We start from the raw sequence: 18,975 nt of genomic DNA, 5'->3' as shown, positions 1-18,975 counted from the left end.
GCGTGAACGGCTGCATCTTTAAAGACCACGACACACGCTAGTAGTTGCAACCGTTTCTTGCGTCTCTAAGCCCATACAGATGGGATAATCAGTGTATTCAGGAGACGATACCAATCAAAATTGTGACTGATCAGCCGCCTCATGATCCTGTTTATTCATTCAAACGGCAGATTACAACTGCGGCCTAGACTTCGTGGACGTCATGATCGCTTCAGCCGCTAGTTTCATTCCAAGCGCAATCTTATGGGTCGCCCGCTAGAGTTTACTCAGCCCCGTCCGATCTTCTGATTGACAATCTCCAGGCAAGCGGTAAAGGCTTCGGTTCCCACAGCTACTCTCACCCAGGGGCAATGCGCCAACCAAGGACGCACCGTCTGGCGTGCCTAACTTCTGGAATGTGAAACGCTCGTGCAGGGTGCAGCATTGAAACAGATGATTCGTAAACATTGGAAAACCCTGTTGGGCCTAATTACGGTACTTCGCTGTTGGTGGCGCACTCGCCTCAGCGGTCAAGTTCGTCGCCGACCCATGGATGTAGCGATTCTGGAAGAGCGGATACTGTATAGCGCCACCCCACTTCCAATTGATATTGTGGCAGCCGCTGCAGAGCTGAACGCTCAGCCTGTGGACTCGTGGGCCGATCCGCTGGGAGACAATTTTGATTACTTGCCGGAAGCCTTATTTGCGCCGGAAGAAATTGCGGCTACAGCTTCACTCGGCATAGAAGAAACCACCGTATCCCCAGATGGTTTGGCTGAAGCACTGCACAACGCCGACCCCTTGTCTGAGGATGAGCTCGATGCCAACAGTGTCACACCATCCAGTTCTGACATATATCCCGTAGACACTCCGGCTACCGAACCCCACCAACTGGATGAGGCCTTTATCGACACTTGCCTGATCGAACAGCAACGGCTTATCGACGAATTGCAGAATGACGCAGCAATCCTCGAGAAGGCATGGGAACCGGCGGATGGGACTACGCTGGGCGGCAATTGGGTACTGGCGTATGCCTCAGAAACTCTAGTGACGGCATCTGCCGTGGCCACCGCCAACCGCCTTGAATGTATGCTGACTCAGCCGGAAGTCTACGATGTCGACCGGCCGATCACTGAACAACAGACAAGCCAGACCGCCGCAACCTGCGACATCCACATTCTTAACCGGGTGGACGAAGGCATCGCGCAGATTACGCGACTGCTGGAGGAATTGACACAATCGGATGTTTCACTGACCTCGGGCGGCGAGATCTTGTTGTGCGGCCTGAGCGTTGTCCCCAGTCCTGGAGGTGATGATGCGCTGCAATCCCTCGCATCGTTCACTGCTGCCGATATGCTGGCGAGTCGCGAAAGTGCTGAGTGCCGATTTCAGGTATGCAATTCTGGGATCGAAGCTCTATCAGCGGGGGTGGAAAACGCGTTGATGTTTTCCAACTCGGGCACGCGGGAGCCGGTTGGAATATCAGCCCCCTGGACACAGATTCTAACGACCGCGAGCGAGGTGGCTGTAGTCGTTGAGCGGATCGAATTGGTGTTCTTGGATCAGGGCGTGGCCGATTACCAGCAGCTCTTGAACGACCTGCAAAACCAAGCCGGCGCAGGGACGCGGCTGGAAGTGGTATTGTTGGGCGCAGATACTGATGGGCTGCTGACAATTAACGCCTACTTGCAGCAAACGGAGCAGCGCTTTGATGCAGTGCACTTCATTACTCACGGCACGGACCGCGCGGTTAAGTTCGGTGATACCTGGTTTGATTTGTCGGCGGTAACCGCTCGCGAGGATGAATTTGCATCTTGGGCAGGTTCGTTGAACGAGCGAGCTGATCTGTTGTTCTACGGGTGCAACCTGGCCAGCACTGATGCGGGCCGTGAGCTATTGACGAATTTTAGGAATCTGACGGGGGCTGACATCGCGGCCAGCGTGACGGCCATTGGAACCGAGAGTTTAGGTGGCAACTGGTTGTTCGAGTTCCAACTTGGAGAGATCGAAACGCAGATTGCCATTAGCGCTGCCATGCAGGCAGAATGGCATGGACTGCTGGATACCTTCATCGTGACCAACGCCAACGATAGCGGTGCAGGTTCGCTTCGTCAGGTCATTCTGGATGCCAATGCATTGGCAGGCCATGACGCGATTCGTTTTGCCATTGCAGGAGATGGTCTGCACACCATCCATCTGCTGGAAGCATTGCCAGAGATCACCGATGCCATCACGATTGACGGTTATTCGCAGCCAATCGTTATTGACGGCAGTGGGACTAGTGCCGGTTCTGGTTTAGTGCTGGCCGAGGGCAGCGATGGGAGTTGGATCATTGGGCTCGGCATCACCGGTTTTGCTGATGCAGGTTTGGAGATAAACAGCCATTCTACCGTACTCGTTGGCAACCACCTGTGGGGTAATGAAGCCAGTCAGTTAAGGATTGCATCGACCGCCTCGGATGCCAGCTTGTATGCCAATTTGATCGGCAGTCAGGCGGAAGTTTTTTGGAACAGTGTGGGAGCCGAATCCACAGAGGCCCAGTGGCATTTCACCGCTCAGACAGCCCTTAATCCGTACCAACCTGCTCTCGATCAACTTCAGGCCAAGGACGTGGTGTTGATCGATCTGCAATTGGAGGACTCAGAAACCCTGATCAGAGCCGTCCGACAGCACGCCCTGGTGTTTGTCTACAACAGTCAGTCGCAATCAGCCGCCGATATTCTGAATCAGGTTGGAAACTGGGCCGTCCAAAGTGAGTCGCAGATCGAAACGTTCTCCATTCTTTCGCACGGCGTGGCCGGCGCCTTTCAGTTAGGCAGCAATTGGATCACGGCCGACAACCTGACGGACTATCAGGCTAGTTTGCAAGTCTTAGGCAAAAGCTTCAGTTCAGATACCAAAATCTATCTACTGGGATGTGACGTTACTGGCGATTTGGCCGGGCAGTTGTTGGTGGAACAATTGGCGGAAATTACGTCCGCCCAAGTGTTCGCATCAAATAATGTGACCGGTGCTGACGGAGACTGGATTCTGGAGTATGCCTCGACGGGAGCTATTTTGAGTGCTGCGCAGGGCTTTACCGCCGTATTCGACATGGAAGAACTGTATTCAGCGGAAGTCAGTCTCGCCTGGTACAACGCAAACTGGCAATATCGGCAAACGGTAACCGTGTCGGCGGCGCTCTTGGACGGTTCGACCAATGCCAGTAATTTTACAATCCTCATCGACGTGACCCAGGCTAGTCTTAGATCAACTGCCAACGGCGGAAATGTAGGTCAGGCTGATGGTGGGGACATTCTATTCACGCTCAGCGACGGCACGACCAAGCTGAGTCACGAAATCGAAAGCTATGATGCTGCTACCGGTCGTATTAAGGCCTGGGTGAATGTACCGACGTTGTCTGCGCTTTCGACTACGTCACTCTATGTCTACTATGGCAATGCTGCGGCGGCAAATCAGTGGAATGATTCTGGCACTTGGAACTCAACGTATGGTGGCGTTTGGCATTTGTCGAACGGGAGCTTTGGAGACAGCACTGCCAACGCCAACAATGGCACCAATGTCGGCAGTACCAACGCCACCGGCATCATTGAAGATGGGCGGTCGTTCAACGGCAGCAATCAAAACATCACGGTAAGCGATGCGAACAGCCTCGACGAGACCCAGACATTTACCATTTCGGCGTGGGTCAGACCGACTGTCAATGACTCCTCCTGGCGGACGATTGTAAGCAAGGGACCGGCCGACAATGCCTGGCATTACTGGTTTGGAATTCGTAATGCCCAACTGGAAGTCTATCTCGTTGGTACACAATATAAATCCAATTATGCGCTGACCTTAAACACCTGGTCGCATGTTGCGATGACATTCGACAATGCAACCGATACTATCGTTGTCTATGTCAATGGTTCGGCGGTCTACACAACCACCAGCGCCTCGGCGAATCCGTCAGCAAACAGTAGTCCGCTTTATATCGGGCGATCCGTGTTAAACAACGAATGGTGGCAAGGCTCGATTGACGAAGTTCGTTTTCAAACCACGGTCGAATCGGCCAACAGCATTCTCGCCCATTATCGCACACAGAGCAGTCCTGGCACCTACACCACGTTCACTGGCGAAGTGGGGCCACCAATCATCACCAGTAATGGCGGTGGCGCAAATGCGGCGGTGCAGATCAATGAGAACTCCACTTTTGTCACGACAGTTACGGCCAGCGATCCCGGGTCTCCACCGCAAACACTGACCTACTCGATTAGCGGTGGTGCCGATGCTGCCAAGTTCACGATTCATAGTAGCACCGGTGTGCTGAGTTTTATTACGGGGCCAAACTATGAGATCCCAACCGATGTTGGAACCGATAATGTTTACAACGTGCAAGTTCAAGTCAGCGATGGAGCGCTGACTACGACGCAGAATATTGCCGTGACGGTCCTGGATGTCAATGAAGCCCCAACAATCACTAACGGTTATACTTACAGCCTGACGAGTACCAATGAAAACACGACTTCCTCCGGCACCTTGGCTTCAACCATCTTAGCGGGTGCCAGTCACGCCGACGTCGACACTGGTGCTGTCAGCGGATTGGCGATCACAGCTACAACGGGCAATGGTACCTGGCAGTACTCGACCGATGGTGTGACTTGGCGTGCTTTTGGGGCGGTTTCCAACACGAACGCCTTGTTGATCACGTCGAGCACGCAGGTTCGCTACATTCCTGACAGTGCTAACGGCGAGACCGCCACCTTCAGCTATCGCGCCTGGGACCGAACCACCGGCACAGCCTCGACCAATGCCACGGCCAACTATGGCAATGCTTCCTCCAACGGCGGCACGACAGCCTATTCAGCCAATGTGGCGTCAGCTTCGATGGTCGTAACCAGCGTCAACGATGCTCCCACGCTCACCAACGGTTACACCTATTCGTTGACCGGCACCAATGAGGACACCACGTCGTCGGGAACATTGGCTTCGGCGATTTTGACTGGCGCCAGCTGGGCGGATGTAGATACCGGTGCCGTCAGCGGATTGGCGATCACAGCTACAACGGGCAATGGTACCTGGCAGTACTCGACCGACGGCGTGACTTGGCGTGCTTTTGGGGCGGTTTCCAACACGAACGCCTTGTTGATCACGTCGAGCACCCAGGTTCGCTACATTCCTGACAGTGCTAACGGCGAGACCGCCACCTTCAGCTATCGCGCCTGGGACCGAACCACCGGCACAGCCTCGACCAATGCCACGGCCAACTATGGCAATGCGTCCTCCAACGGCGGCACGACAGCCTATTCCACGAATGTAGCTTCAGGTTCCATGGTGGTCACGAGTGTCAACGATGCACCCTCTGCTAACGTCGACACGGCCATTGCCGTCGAAGCGGGCGGGATTAGCAATGGTTCAGCGGGAATTAACCCATCGGGTAACGTGTTAACCAACGACACCGACCCGGATGTTGGCGACACACAGGCCGTGATTGGCGTTGCCGCCGGGATTGTGGCGAACACGGTCGGGAGTGTTGGAGCAAATGTGGTCGGCACGTATGGTTCGATTATCATCGCGGCTAACGGTAACTTCACGTATACTGTGGACAACAACAATTCTACGGTACAAGCCTTGAAATCTGCTGCCGAAACACTCAGCGATGTGTTTACCTATACCATGCAGGATTCCGGTGGGTTGACCAGCACGACACAAATCACGGTTACCATCCAAGGCGCTAATGACTCGCCGCTGATTACGTCCAACGGCGGCGGAGCAACTGCGAACGTCAACGTTGTGGAAAATAACAAGGCTGTGACGACTGTCACCAGCGCCGATCCGGATGACAACTCGCCAACCTACTCCATTGTGGGCGGCCTAGATGCAGCTAAATTTACCATCAATTCAAGTACTGGGGCATTAGCGTTTATCGTTGCACCGGACTTTGAAGCACCTAACGATTCGAACCAGGACAACGTCTACCAGGTCACGGTCCAAGCTAGCGATGGACGCGGAGGTTCAAGTACACAAACAATCAGCGTAACGGTGACCGATGCTGTTGGCACTGATGTCATTTACGCGTTCGAAGACACTTACATTACCAGTGTGAACACGGGTTTTAATTATGGGCAATCTTCAAGCCTGATCGTTGACAGATCGGGTGGCAGCATCGGAAATTCTCGAATCCTCATCCAATTTGATCTGTCGGCAATTCCCAGCGACGCAACCATCACCAGCGCGACGTTGATCATGAACTCGACGGCCAATGGCGGCGCGATGAACATTAACGTCTATCGCTTAACGCAAGCTTGGACGGAGGGCGCTCAGTCGGGTGCAGCCGGTGCAGCTAGTTGGACGCAAGCTCAGGCGGGTGTGAACTGGACGTTGGCTGGAGGTGCTTTTAATTCAACCGTGATTGCCACCCTCAATACGGGTGATACTGGCCAACATTCCTGGAATATTACCAGCCTAGTCAACAGTTGGTATCTGGGCAACTTTGCCAACTTTGGATTGGTTATTGGCAGTCCCGATCTTGGGACAACCGCGATCACTTATGACAGTTCCGAATCTGGCAACGGTCCGCAGTTGCTCATTACATTTGACACGAGCAATTTACCGCCTACGATTACCTCTAATGGCGGCGGTGGATCGGCTTCGATATCAGTCGACGAAAATCAAGCGGCTGTAACGACCGTCATGGCAACTGATGCCAATGGTGACACGCTGACATATTCGATCGTCGGTGGGACTGACGGCGGTGCGTTTAACATCCATAACCAGACTGGCGTACTGACCTTTGTAAATCCCCCCGACTACGAGGCACCTACCGATTCAAATCTGGATAACATCTATGAAGTTGTCGTACAGGTGAGCGACGGTCAGGGGGGGCTAGATTCGCAAACGATTTATGTAACAGTCTTAAATATCAACGATGCTCCCACGCTCACCAACGGTTACACCTATTCGTTGACCGGCACCAATGAGGACACTACGTCGTCGGGAACATTGGCTTCGGCGATTTTGACTGGCGCCAGCTGGGCGGATGTAGATGCCGGTGCTGTCAGTGGATTGGCGATCACAGCTACAACGGGCAATGGTACCTGGCAATACTCGACCGACGGCGTGACTTGGCGTGCTTTTGGGGCGGTTTCCAACACGAGCGCCTTGTTGATCACGTCGAGCACCCAGGTTCGCTACATTCCTGACAGTGCTAACGGCGAGACCGCCACCTTCAGCTATCGCGCCTGGGATCAAACCACCGGCACAGCCTCGACCAATGCCACGGCCAACTATGGCAATGCGTCCTCCAACGGCGGCACGACAGCCTATTCAGCCAATGTGGCGTCAGCTTCGATGGTCGTAACCAGCGTCAACGATGCTCCCACCCTCACCAACGGTTACACCTATTCGTTGACCGGCACCAATGAGGACACCACGTCGTCGGGAACATTTGCTTCGGCGATTCTGACTGGCGCCAGCTGGGCGGATGTAGATACTGGTGCTGTCAGCGGATTGGCGATCACAGCTACAACGGGCAATGGTACCTGGCAATACTCGACCGACGGCGTGACTTGGCGTGCTTTCGGGGCGGTTTCCAACACGAACGCCTTGTTGATCACGTCGAGCACCCAGGTTCGCTACATCCCCGACGACAACAACGGCGAAACTGCCACCTTCAGCTATCGCGCCTGGGATCAAACCACCGGCACAGCCTCGACCAATGCCACGGCCAACTATGGCAATGCTTCCTCCAACGGCGGCACGACGGCTTATTCAGCCAATGTGGCGTCAGCTTCGATGGTCGTAACCAGCGTCAACGATGCTCCCACGCTCACCAACGGTTACACCTATTCGTTGACCGGCACCAATGAGGACACCACGTCGTCGGGAACATTGGCTTCGGCGATTTTGACTGGCGCCAGCTGGGCGGATGTAGATGACGGTGCCGTCAGCGGATTGGCGATCACAGCTACAACGGGCAATGGTACCTGGCAATACTCGACCGACGGCGTGACTTGGCGTGCTTTTGGGGCGGTTTCCAACACGAACGCCTTGTTGATCACTTCGAGCACCCAGGTTCGCTACATCCCCGACGACAACAACGGCGAGACCGCCACCTTCAGCTATCGCGCCTGGGATCAAACCACCGGCACAGCCTCGACCAATGCCACGGCCAACTATGGCAATGCTTCTCCAACGGCGGCACAACGGCGTATTCGTCGAACGTCGCGTTGGCCTCCATCGTGGTCAGCCATGTCAATGATGCACCAATTCTTTCTGTCGAAAGTGGCGACTCAATCAGCGATTCGTTAACTGAGGCAAATGCTGGACTATCATCCGATGGTACACCACGGCCAGCGATGTTGATGTGGCAGACATAGTAACAGCCGAAGTCACTTTGGTGGTGGCTACCGAACCACAACAGGATTCTTCCAATAACGCCGCTTTTGTTGGCGATGTTGTCCGTCAACTCAATGGTGATTGATGGCAGCAGCCAGACCGGAACGATCACCTGGCAGTTTGACTCGAGTACCGAGGCGTTTGATTATTTGGCGGTCGGCCAGTCGTTGGTACTGACCTACACCATTCAGGTAGAAGATTCCCAGGCTACCGATACCAGGAGGTGACCATCACCATCACAGGCACCAATGATGCCAGTAATTACGGTCGAAATGGCCGATAATGGTGACCCCTGACGGTTGATGGCAACACATTGACCACCGATTTGAGTGTTGGAGACTTGGATCGCACGATACGGTGACGGCCGCAGTGACCGGCTTCAACAAGTCTGGCAATACACCGGATTGGCACTGATATGCAGTTAGAGGCCCTATTGTCAATCAATACCAGCATCATTTCCGACAGCCAGCAAGCTACAATTAACTGGCAGTTCATTCTGACGGCTACACGTTCGGCTATCTGGCCGCAGGTGAGTCGCCGCCAACCACACCATCACCGTCACCGATTCGCAAACGCAACGGACACGCAGGATATCACGATTGTCATCAAGGTGACAACTCGGCTCCGGTCATTGGTTGAAGCTGGCGACAAGATTCAGATACCTTGCTGAAACGGATTCGACTCTGACCATGGTGGTACGCTGTCGGTTGAAGATGTCAATACTACCGATACCGTGACCGCAGCGGTGTCCAGTGTCGCTTCGGGGACCACGACTGGCCTGCTGTCGAACAACGCAGCTCTGCTGGCCATGCTGTCGGTCAATACGAATGTCGTTAACAACACGAGGAAACGGGAACGATCAACTGGGCGTTTGATTCGGGCAGTGAAGCCTTTGACTACTTGGCTGTAGGTGAATCATTGGTCCTGACCTATACGCTGACCGTCACCGACTCGCAGCCGCGACCGACACGCAAGAAGTCACCGTTACGATCACGGAGCGAATGATGTGCCGGTGATTACGAAATGGCCGATAGTACCGGTGATACCCTGACGGTTGATGGCAACACATTGACCACCAATGCAGCTTGAGCGTAGCTGGATCTGGATCGTACTGATGTTGTTACAGCGGCCGTGACCGGTTTCGGCAAGTCTGCAATACGACCGATTGGGCGCTGAGCGACGCGCAGTTAGAGGCCCTATTGTCAATCAATACCAGCATCATTTCCGACAGCCAGCAGTCAGGCCACTAACTGGCAGTTCGATTCGACGTACACGTTCGGCTATCTGGCCGCAGGTGGTGCTCACGTTGACCCACACCATCACCGTCACCGATTCGCAAACGCAACGGACACGCAGGATATCACGATTGTCATCAATGGTGACAACTCGCCCGGTCATTACGGTTGAAGCTGGCGACAACGATTCAGATACCTTGGCTGAAACTAACACGACTCTGACCAGTGGTACGTCGGTTGAAGATGTCAATACCGAACCGTGATCGCAGCGGTGTCCAGTAGTCGCTTCGGGGACCACGACTGGCCTGCTGTCGAACAATGCAGCTCTGCTGGCGATGTTGTCGGTCAATACGAATGTCGTTAACAACACGAGTGAAACGGGAACGATCAACTGGGCGTTTGATTCGGGCAGTGAGGCCTTTGACTACTTGGCTGTAGGTGACCGCTGTCCGACCTAACGCTGACCGTCACCGACTCGCAGCCGCGACCGACACGCAAGAAGTCACCGTTACGATCACGGGAGCGAATGACGGTGCCGTCAGCGGATTGGCGATCACAGCTACAACGGGCAATGGTACCTGGCAATACTCGACCGACGGCGTGACTTGGCGTGCTTTTGGGGCGGTTTCCAACACGAACGCCTTGTTGATCACTTCGAGCACCCAGGTTCGCTACATCCCCGACGACAACAACGGCGAGACCGCCACCTTCAGCTATCGCGCCTGGGATCAAACCACCGGCACAGCCTCGACCAATGCCACGGCCAACTATGGCAATGCTTCCTCCAACGGCGGCACAACGGCGTATTCGTCGAACGTCGCGTTGGCCTCCATCGTGGTCAGCCATGTCAATGATGCACCAATTCTGTCTGTCGAAAGTGGCGACTCAATCAGCGATTCGTTAACTGAGGCAAATGCTGGACTATCATCCGATGGTACACTCACGGCCAGCGATGTTGATGTGGCAGACATAGTAACAGCCGAAGTCACTTCGGTGGTGGCTACCGGAACCACAACAGGACTTCTTTCCAATAACGCCGCTTTGTTGGCGATGTTGTCCGTCAACTCAATGGTGATTGATGGCAGCAGCCAGACCGGAACGATCACCTGGCAGTTTGACTCGAGTACCGAGGCGTTTGATTATTTGGCGGTCGGCCAGTCGTTGGTACTGACCTACACCATTCAGGTAGAAGATTCCCAGGGGGCTACCGATACTCAGGAGGTGACCATCACCATCACAGGCACCAATGATGTGCCAGTAATTACGGTCGAAATGGCCGATAGTACCGGTGATACCCTGACGGTTGATGGCAACACATTGACCACCGATGGAAGCTTGAGTGTTGGAGACTTGGATCGCACGGATACGGTGACGGCCGCAGTGACCGGCTTCAACAAGTCTGGCAATACTACCGGATTGGCACTGAGCGATGCGCAGTTAGAGGCCCTATTGTCAATCAATACCAGCATCATTTCCGACAGCCAGCAAGCTGGCACAATTAACTGGCAGTTCGATTCTGACGGCTACACGTTCGGCTATCTGGCCGCAGGTGAGTCGCTCACGCTAACCTACACCATCACCGTCACCGATTCGCAAAACGCAACGGACACGCAGGATATCACGATTGTCATCAATGGTGACAACTCGGCTCCGGTCATTACGGTTGAAGCTGGCGACAACGATTCAGATACCTTGGCTGAAACGGATTCGACTCTGACCAGTGGTGGTACGCTGTCGGTTGAAGATGTCAATACTACCGATACCGTGACCGCAGCGGTGTCCAGTGTAGTCGCTTCGGGGACCACGACTGGCCTGCTGTCGAACAACGCAGCTCTGCTGGCCATGCTGTCGGTCAATACGAATGTCGTTAACAACACGAGTGAAACGGGAACGATCAACTGGGCGTTTGATTCGGGCAGTGAAGCCTTTGACTACTTGGCTGTAGGTGAATCATTGGTCCTGACCTATACGCTGACCGTCACCGACTCGCAAAGCGCGACCGACACGCAAGAAGTCACCGTTACGATCACGGGAGCGAATGATGTGCCGGTGATTACGGTCGAAATGGCCGATAGTACCGGTGATACCCTGACGGTTGATGGCAACACATTGACCACCAATGGAAGCTTGAGCGTAGCTGATCTGGATCGTACTGATGTTGTCACAGCGGCAGTGACCGGCTTCAACAAGTCTGGCAATACTACCGGATTGGCGCTGAGCGACGCGCAGTTAGAAGCCCTGTTGTCAATCAATACCAGCATCATTTCCGACAGCCAGCAAGCTGGCACAATTAACTGGCAGTTCGATTCGGACAGCTACACGTTCGGCTATCTGGCCGCAGGTGAGTCGCTCACGTTGACCTACACCATCACCGTGACCGATTCGCAAAACGCAACGGACACGCAGGATATCACGATTGTCATCAATGGTGACAACTCGGCTCCGGTCATTACGGTTGAAGCTGGCGACAACGATTCAGATACCTTGGCTGAAACTAACACGACGGTGACCAGTGGTGGTACGCTGTCGGTTGAAGATATCAATACTACCGATACCGTGACCGCAGCGGTGTCCAGTGTAGTCGCTTCGGGAACCACGACTGGCCTGCTGTCGAACAATGCAGCCCTGCTGGCCATGCTGTCGGTCAATACGAATGTCGTCAACAACACGAGTGAAACGGGAACGATCAACTGGGCGTTTGATTCGGGCAGTGAGGCCTTTGATTATTTGGCTGAGGGCCAGTCACTGGTGTTGACCTATACCATCGCGGTGGCCGATCCGAGTGGAGCCCACGATACACATCAATTGACGATTACCATTACCGGAACCAATGACGCACCGGTGGCCGAGTCCGATTCCGGCCAGGCGACCGAGGCGGGTGGTGTGGCCAATGCAACACCAGGCAGTTCGGCTAGTGGCAATACGCTAGCTAACGATTGGGATGTGGATCAGGGGGACACGCGCAGCGTAGTGGGCGTGGCCGTCGGTGTGCAGGCATCGACCTCCGGTGCGGTAGGCTCGAGCGTTGCGGGCAACTACGGTTGGGTGACTCTGCAGGCCGACGGCAGTTACCAGTATGTGATCGACCAGCTACATCCGGACGTCCAGGCGCTGCGGACCGCTGCCGATACGCTGACCGACACGTTCAGCTATACGATCGCTGATTCAGGCGGTCTAACATCGACCACGCAGCTGGTCATTACCATCCATGGTGCCAACGATGCACCGCATGATCTGACGGCCACGGCTCTGGCGATCGACGAAAATTCGCCTAACGGTTCGGTTGTCGGTTCGGTCGTGGCTAGCGATATCGATGCCGGTGACACGTTTAGCTACTGGTTAGTCAGCAGCGCCGGCGGGCGGTTTGCCATTGATGCCGCGACCGGTCAGATCACGGTGGCCAACGGGACGCTGCTGAACTACGAGGCGGCCGCCAGCCATCAGATTGTGGTACGCGTGACGGATGCTGCTGGTGCTAGCTATGACGAGCAGTTTACGGTGGTGGTCAACGACGTCAACGAAGCGCCGCTGGTGACGCCTGGCTCGTTGACGACCAGTTGGTCTGCGGCGCTGAACCTGTCGGCGCCAGGGTTGCTGGCCTATGCGGCAGACCCAGAGGGCAGTGCGATGACGGTCAGCTTAGTGTCTGGGCCAGCCTCGGGCAGTTTAGTGATACATCCCAATGGAACGCTGACGTTTGTGCCAGCGCCACAGTATGTCGGGCCGGTAACGTTCACGGTAGCCGTCAGCGACGGACAGTTGATAACGCAGGCTGTATTTACGATCAACGTTACAGAGGGCTTCGCACCACCACCCGATGGCGGAGGAGGAGGTAGTGGAGGCCGCGATTCTGATGGCGACAGTTCCACATCCGAGGCAGGCGGCCCCTTGCCCGACGATCGCAAGACAGACAACGATGATTCGACCCAGGACACGTCACTGGTCGCGGACAGTACGCAGCCTGCCCAGCCGGGAGAAGACGTTGTAGCTGAAGTCTCAGGCTGGCACTCCAAGCCGCTAGAATTTGATGCGTTAGGCATTCGTAATCGCCAGTTTGCGGCCCTGGTCTGGCGGACGCAGTTCGAACAGTTCTCGCTGGGCCGCAGAGTAGCCGAAACCGTTCGAGAGCTGGTGAGTGACCTGCCGCAGTATGTCGGCCTATTTGATGACCTGAACACTGATGGCGACAGCGATCGCGGCGGAATTCAATTCATGGTCGGTGTGGATTCAGTGTTTGCGGTCAGCTTGGGAGCAGGTGTTGTGGTGTGGGTCGTCTATCTAGGGCAGGTTGCGCTTGCCGTCCTAGCCAGTTCCGCCGCTTGGGTCCACGTCGATCCGCTGGTGATTATCCAAGGCACAAAGGAGACCAAGGAAGAAGAAGAGGCAGAGAATCAAACCTTCGAGGGTCGGCTGTTTGATAATTGAGAATTGAAATTTTTTAAAATGCGCTTGCCATTGGAGATTTGAGCAGGGCGCGCGGGAATTTTTTAAGAATTGTCCACGGCAAACATTGGCCTTAAGCCACTTGCCGGGCCGCACCGACTGCTGCTGATTTGAAGAGTCCTGAACCGGGCGACTAAGCAGGTCGGTAGCTGAATGAGTATTGATGAACTGCCTGGAAGCGCTGGTGGTACTTCTGAAGGTAATTTCCTATGCGATGGCTCCATTTTACCAATCAGCCAACTTGACTCGCGATTGGCTAGCGTTAAATTCTCCACAATCCCGTCTGTTTACCTCTTTTGTGGAGAATGTCACGATGAAAACTATTGTCGCTACTCTGCTCGCTTTAGTAGTTTGGAGCGCTACGAGTCCGATTGCCGAAGCTGGCTGTCATGGCCGTAGGAACGCTTGTGCTGCGGCATCCATTTGCTGCGCACCGGCTCCAACCTGTTGTGTGCCAGTTCGCGTGTGCTGCGTGCCAGCACCGCGTTGCTGTCCGGCACCTGTCGCGCGAGTTTGTTGTGCTCCAGCCCCAGTCGTGACAAGCTGTTGTGCTCCTGCTCCAGTCGTGACAAGCTGTTGTGCTCCTGCGGTCGTGGTCTCGAGGTGCTGTGCACCTGCCAAGAGCTGTTGCCGCGTTAAGGCACGAAATTGCTGCGTCTCTCCTTCGTGTTGTCCAGCGCCTGTGCGTTGCTGCGCTGTTCCAGTCCCCCGTCGCTGTGCTCCAGCGCGAACCTGCTGTGCACCGGTTCCATGCTGCTAATCTGAGTGAAATTTACTGAGAGATCGTTTGTGCCGACCGCTCTTACTGATGGCTGGCAACTTTGAATCAACTGAGTGAGAGTTGTCTAGCAGTCGATCGATCACCGCAGAAAACCCAACGCAGGTGAATCAGCTTACGCTGACTTCCTGCGTTGGGTAATTTCTGCTGCTACTGGTTCGTAGCATGTCGGAGCCGTGAAATCTGCCGATGCAGATTAGCAACACATCTCTTGTGGCTGAGGGACTGCTCTACCTTCAGTTCACTGACCTTACCGCTAGCCGGTTTAGCAGATGGATTCTCAGATGCGGTAACGAAGTGACTTCGTAAGCGGTAGGAGGCTTGAGCGCGAGATGCGAGTTGTTAGATTAGGCGTGGTAGGATAGCCCGTGCGTACAAAGCCAATTTGTTGAAGGATGCTGGCACACTATGACGGACACCAATCGCAATGCGGAAGTTCGCTCGTCGAAAAGCAGTCGATTGATACGGGCGCTAGATGGCCTGGAGTGGCTGGGCAATAAGTTGCCTGATCCGGCAGTGCTGTTTCTGTTTGGTTTAGCGGCTACATGGTTTTTATCAGGCTGGCTCGCGGGTACCGAGTTCATGGTACCCGGCAAAGCTGAGGCCACCAAGATTGAAAGCCAGTTGACTCCGGAAGCTCTAGCACGATTCCTGGCTGAACTGGTCAAGACGTTTACAAGTTTCAAGCCGCTAGGGGTCGTTTTGGTTGCGTTGCTGGGTGTCGGCATCGCCGAACATGCGGGCTTCATCAACGCTTGCCTGAAGTCACTGTTGCTGATTACACCACGGATGTTGCTTACTCCCATGCTCATCGGTGTGGCATTGCTCAGTCATACGGCAGCCGATGCTGGATATGTGCTGGTCATTCCCATTGGTGGCGTCATGTTCTATGCCGCAGGACGACACCCATTGGCGGGAATTGCGGCGGCCTTCGCTGGAGTTTCAGGTGGCTTCAGCGCCAATTTTTTGTTGTCAGGCATCGATCCACTACTGGCGGGACTGACTCAGGAAGGCAGTGCATTAATTGACAATCAAGTGGCCATCAATCCTCTGTGCAACTATTACTTCACCGCCAGCTCAGGGGTGGTGCTGATCTTGCTGGGATGGCTGGTGACCGACTGGGTGATCGAGCCCAGACTGCGAGGTACTCAAGTGGACGGCATTCAAAGCGATATGCCGTCGATGCCTGAACTGACGAGTCGCGATGTACTGGCTATGGCTTGTGGCCTGGCCGCCGTGCTGGTCATGATTGGAGTTCTAATTTGGTGGGCTTGGCCAACTGACTCAGCGTTGCGAGCCAACGGTTCGCTGACGTCCATTCGCCCCGAGGCCCCATTGATGGCCGCCATTGTGCCGCTGATCTTTCTATTGTTTGCGGTACCCGGAATTATTCACGGTTATATCGCGGGTAGTTTCAAGAGTCACCGCGATGTCATTCGCGGAATGTCCAAGTCCATGGAGAGTATGGGCTATTACTTGGTGATGGTTTTTTTTGCGGCGCTATTCATCGCTGCATTTGATAGTTCCAACATAGGTCGCTGGTTGGCGGTTACTGGGGCCAATTACTTGAAAAACTCGGGAGCACCAAGCGGAGTCATCATCGTTGGCATCGTTGTACTGTCGGCTATGGTGAACTTGCTCATCGGTTCGGCCAGCGCCAAATGGGCAATGCTGGCGCCAATTTTCGTCCCGATGCTGATGATGCTTGGGATGTCCCCCGAGCTGACCCAAGCGGCCTATCGTGTTGGCGATTCCACGACCAATATCGTTACGCCGATGATGCCTTATTTTCCGCTGGTCGTGGTCTATTGTCAGAAGTACGTCAAACAAACCGGTGTTGGCACATTGGTGGCGCTGATGCTACCGTATTCGCTGACGTTCCTGGTCTGTTGGAGTATTTACCTGCTTGTGTACTGGCAATTGGGTTTTCTACTGGGACCAGATGTGAGCTACGAATACGCGATACCGAGCCCCCAATGAGTGTGACCGCGCAAGCCTTGCTGGCCATGTTGCCACTGTTTGCCGTTGCGACGTTGTTGGTCGGTATGCGCTGGCCCGCCAGCCGCGCAATGCCGGTGTGCTGGATAGTCGTCGTGCTGCTGGCTGGATTCTTATGGCAGGTCGCTTGGTCTCAGATTGCGGCCGCATCGTTGGCTGGCTTGCTGATAGCGTTGGAGTTGTTGTACATCATCTTTGGCGCGATTCTGCTGCTGCAGACCTTGCGTCAATCCGGAGCCATGCAGCTAATCCAGCAATCGTTTGTGAGCATAACGCCCGACCGTCGGTTGCAGTTGATTATCGTTGCCTGGTTGTTTGGATCCTTCATTGAGGGAGCAGCAGGATTTGGTTCGCCTGCGGCCATCGTCGTACCGTTGCTAATTGGTTTGGGCTACCCACCGTTGGCGGCTGTGTTGGCGGGAATGATTATCCAGTCGACGCCGGTTTCGTTTGGAGCAGTGGGAACGCCGATTTTGGTTGGCGTTGCGACGGGGCTTGGAAACGACGCGGACGTAATGCAATACGCGGCGCAAGCTGGCTTCGGCGACACCGCTGGGATGCTACGTTGGTTGAGCTGGCGTGTGGCAGTCTTGCATGCGGTTGGCGGAACGTTGATTCCGTTGTTCCTGGTTTCGATTACGACGCGTATGTTTGGCATCAACCGTTCGTTGCTTGATGGATTGGCGGTATGGAAGTTTGCGCTGTTTGCAGCCTGGGCCATGATCATCCCGTATGTTGCACTCGCTTTCTGCTTGGGCCCAGAATTTCCCAGCCTGGGAGGTTCGCTCATCGGATTGGCCGTCGTTTCTGTGGCGGCCCGGCGCGGTTGGTGGGGCGCTCGCGAAGCGGCTGCATCGGGGAGAGGCGAGCTGGAGTTGCCAGAAAACTGGCCCAGCAGTTGGGGCAAATCCGGGTTGTCGCCAGCGGGCATTCAAGGTGACGGGTCAGAAACTAGATCAGCTCGGAACGCGCCTCGCTCGGTTGTTAGTTCAGCGGCCCCAAGCATGCCATCGGGACGCCCCAGACGCGTTGACTATGTATTGGCGTGGGTGCCCTACTTGATAGTAGCTGTTCTGCTGGTAGCAACGCGTGTCGATGTGTTGCCATTGAAGGCCTGGCTGAAGTCGTTCAGCATTCCAATGACCCAGATACTGGGTACCTCGGTCTCACGGACGTCAGAGCCACTCTATCTGCCCGGCAGCATCTTTATATTGGTATCGTTGCTGAGCATCATAATCTGGAGGATGCGTGCGTCGGCCATCTACAGCGCGTGGATCGACTCGGCCCGCACGACACTCAAGGCATCCACGGCGCTGGTTTTTACTGTACCCATGGTGCAAGTATTCATTAACAGCCATGACGGTGCAGCCGAGTACAGCAAGATGCCGCTGGCGCTTGCAGCCGGAGTCGAATATTGGGTCGGGCAGGGCTGGCCGCTGCTGGCCACATTTGTTGGTGGCCTGGGCGCAGCCGTAGCAGGCAGCAATACCGTCAGCAACATGATGTTTGCGCTTTTTCAATTCGAAACAGGGCTACGGCTACAGGTCGATCCGCTGTGGGTTGTAGCCCTGCAAGCAGTGGGCGGCGCGGCGGGAAATGCGATCTGTGTTCACAACGTGGTAGCCGCATCGGCTGTCGCCGGGCTGGCGGGTCAGGAGGGAATCATTATTCGCAAGACGCTGCCGATCTTTGTCTGGTACGCACTTCTAACAGGTGCGGTGGGCTACGCTATCGTCTGGTACAGCACAAAGGGGTGGTTGAATTCTGGCACGTTAATCACAGTAGCCATGCTGCTGAGTGGGCTGGTGGTACTACTTCGCTCACAAGCAATCCAATCGCGCTAAGCTGTACTATCGGTCAATGGACGCAGCGGTTGTTTTGTACTTTTGCCGAATCCGCTAGCCGGCCTCAAGGATCGCTCGTAAATGTTGCGATTACATTTCCAACCACGTTGTGCAGCTTAGTGTTAAACGGACACATTTCAGGTGTCTTCCAGCGTTTACAGCACCACTTCTCATCTCGGACTTACGCTTGGGATACTGCCAAGGAAGCCCGAATTAGCTAGTCTCGAGTGCGTTCCAAGCTAGTCAAATCGCCCCAAAACTTGAGTCACCAGTTCCAGCTCCTGCACCGGAGACGGCAATTGCATATTTGGGGGACAGAATG

Annotated in this window: 8 protein-coding genes; 6 read left to right on the top strand and 2 right to left on the bottom strand. The window is 54.9% G+C overall.

Translation table 11 applies throughout. The features are described from left to right. Positions 1-432 precede the first annotated feature (432 nt). The 3 genes from KF752_10205 (at position 433) to KF752_10195 (ending at position 9,025) form a co-directional block, all read left to right on the top strand. A complete protein-coding gene (locus KF752_10205) occupies positions 433-8,268 on the top strand; it encodes a DUF2341 domain-containing protein (GenBank protein ID MBX3421912.1) in 7,836 nt (2,611 codons plus the stop codon). Positions 8,269-8,411: 143 nt separating this feature from the next. Continuing rightward, positions 8,412-8,582 carry a VCBS domain-containing protein gene (locus KF752_10200; protein MBX3421911.1) on the top strand — a complete coding sequence of 57 codons (171 nt, stop codon included), beginning with the start codon at positions 8,412-8,414 and terminating at the stop codon, positions 8,580-8,582. 188 nt (positions 8,583-8,770) lie between these two features. Then, positions 8,771-9,025 carry a hypothetical protein gene (locus KF752_10195; protein ID MBX3421910.1) on the top strand — a complete coding sequence of 85 codons (255 nt, stop codon included), beginning with the start codon at positions 8,771-8,773 and terminating at the stop codon, positions 9,023-9,025. 548 nt (positions 9,026-9,573) lie between these two features. Here the strand turns inward: KF752_10195 and KF752_10190 are convergent. Further along, positions 9,574-9,960, bottom strand: coding sequence for a hypothetical protein (locus KF752_10190; GenBank protein MBX3421909.1), 387 nt, complete (start codon positions 9,958-9,960; stop codon positions 9,574-9,576). Positions 9,961-10,028: 68 nt separating this feature from the next. Between KF752_10190 and KF752_10185 the strand changes: the two genes are divergently transcribed. Then, positions 10,029-14,015 (top strand): VCBS domain-containing protein, encoded by a 3,987-nt coding sequence (locus tag KF752_10185; GenBank protein MBX3421908.1) that lies wholly within the window; start codon positions 10,029-10,031, stop codon positions 14,013-14,015. Between the two features lie 377 nt (positions 14,016-14,392). Here the strand turns inward: KF752_10185 and KF752_10180 are convergent, their stop codons facing one another. Continuing rightward, the gene (locus tag KF752_10180; GenBank protein MBX3421907.1) at positions 14,393-14,605 is read right to left on the bottom strand and encodes a hypothetical protein; all 213 of its coding nucleotides are present in this window, start codon (positions 14,603-14,605) and stop codon (positions 14,393-14,395) included. 614 nt (positions 14,606-15,219) lie between these two features. Between KF752_10180 and KF752_10175 the strand changes: the two genes are divergently transcribed. Continuing rightward, a complete protein-coding gene (locus tag KF752_10175) occupies positions 15,220-16,791 on the top strand; it encodes an AbgT family transporter (GenBank protein ID MBX3421906.1) in 1,572 nt (523 codons plus the stop codon). After that, positions 16,788-18,653, top strand: coding sequence for an L-lactate permease (locus KF752_10170; GenBank protein MBX3421905.1), 1,866 nt, complete (start codon positions 16,788-16,790; stop codon positions 18,651-18,653). The genes KF752_10175 and KF752_10170 overlap by 4 nt, the downstream gene beginning before the upstream one ends. Positions 18,654-18,975: the final 322 nt, after the last annotated feature.

The sequence above is a fragment of the Pirellulaceae bacterium genome, assembly GCA_019636385.1.
Taxonomy (GTDB): domain Bacteria; phylum Planctomycetota; class Planctomycetia; order Pirellulales; family Pirellulaceae; genus Aureliella.
This window is presented reverse-complemented; position numbering and strand designations above follow the sequence as displayed.

What these genes read in the sequence shown, in the direction of transcription:
- KF752_10175 (MBX3421906.1), top strand. Translation starts at nt 15,220, where the DNA reads ATGACGGACACCAATCGCAATGCGGAAGTTCGCTCGTCGAAAAGCAGT.
- KF752_10205 (MBX3421912.1), top strand. Translation starts at nt 433, where the DNA reads ATGATTCGTAAACATTGGAAAACCCTGTTGGGCCTAATTACGGTACTT.
- KF752_10195 (MBX3421910.1), top strand. Translation starts at nt 8,771, where the DNA reads ATGCAGTTAGAGGCCCTATTGTCAATCAATACCAGCATCATTTCCGAC.
- KF752_10170 (MBX3421905.1), top strand. Translation starts at nt 16,788, where the DNA reads ATGAGTGTGACCGCGCAAGCCTTGCTGGCCATGTTGCCACTGTTTGCC.
- KF752_10200 (MBX3421911.1), top strand. Translation starts at nt 8,412, where the DNA reads ATGTTGTCCGTCAACTCAATGGTGATTGATGGCAGCAGCCAGACCGGA.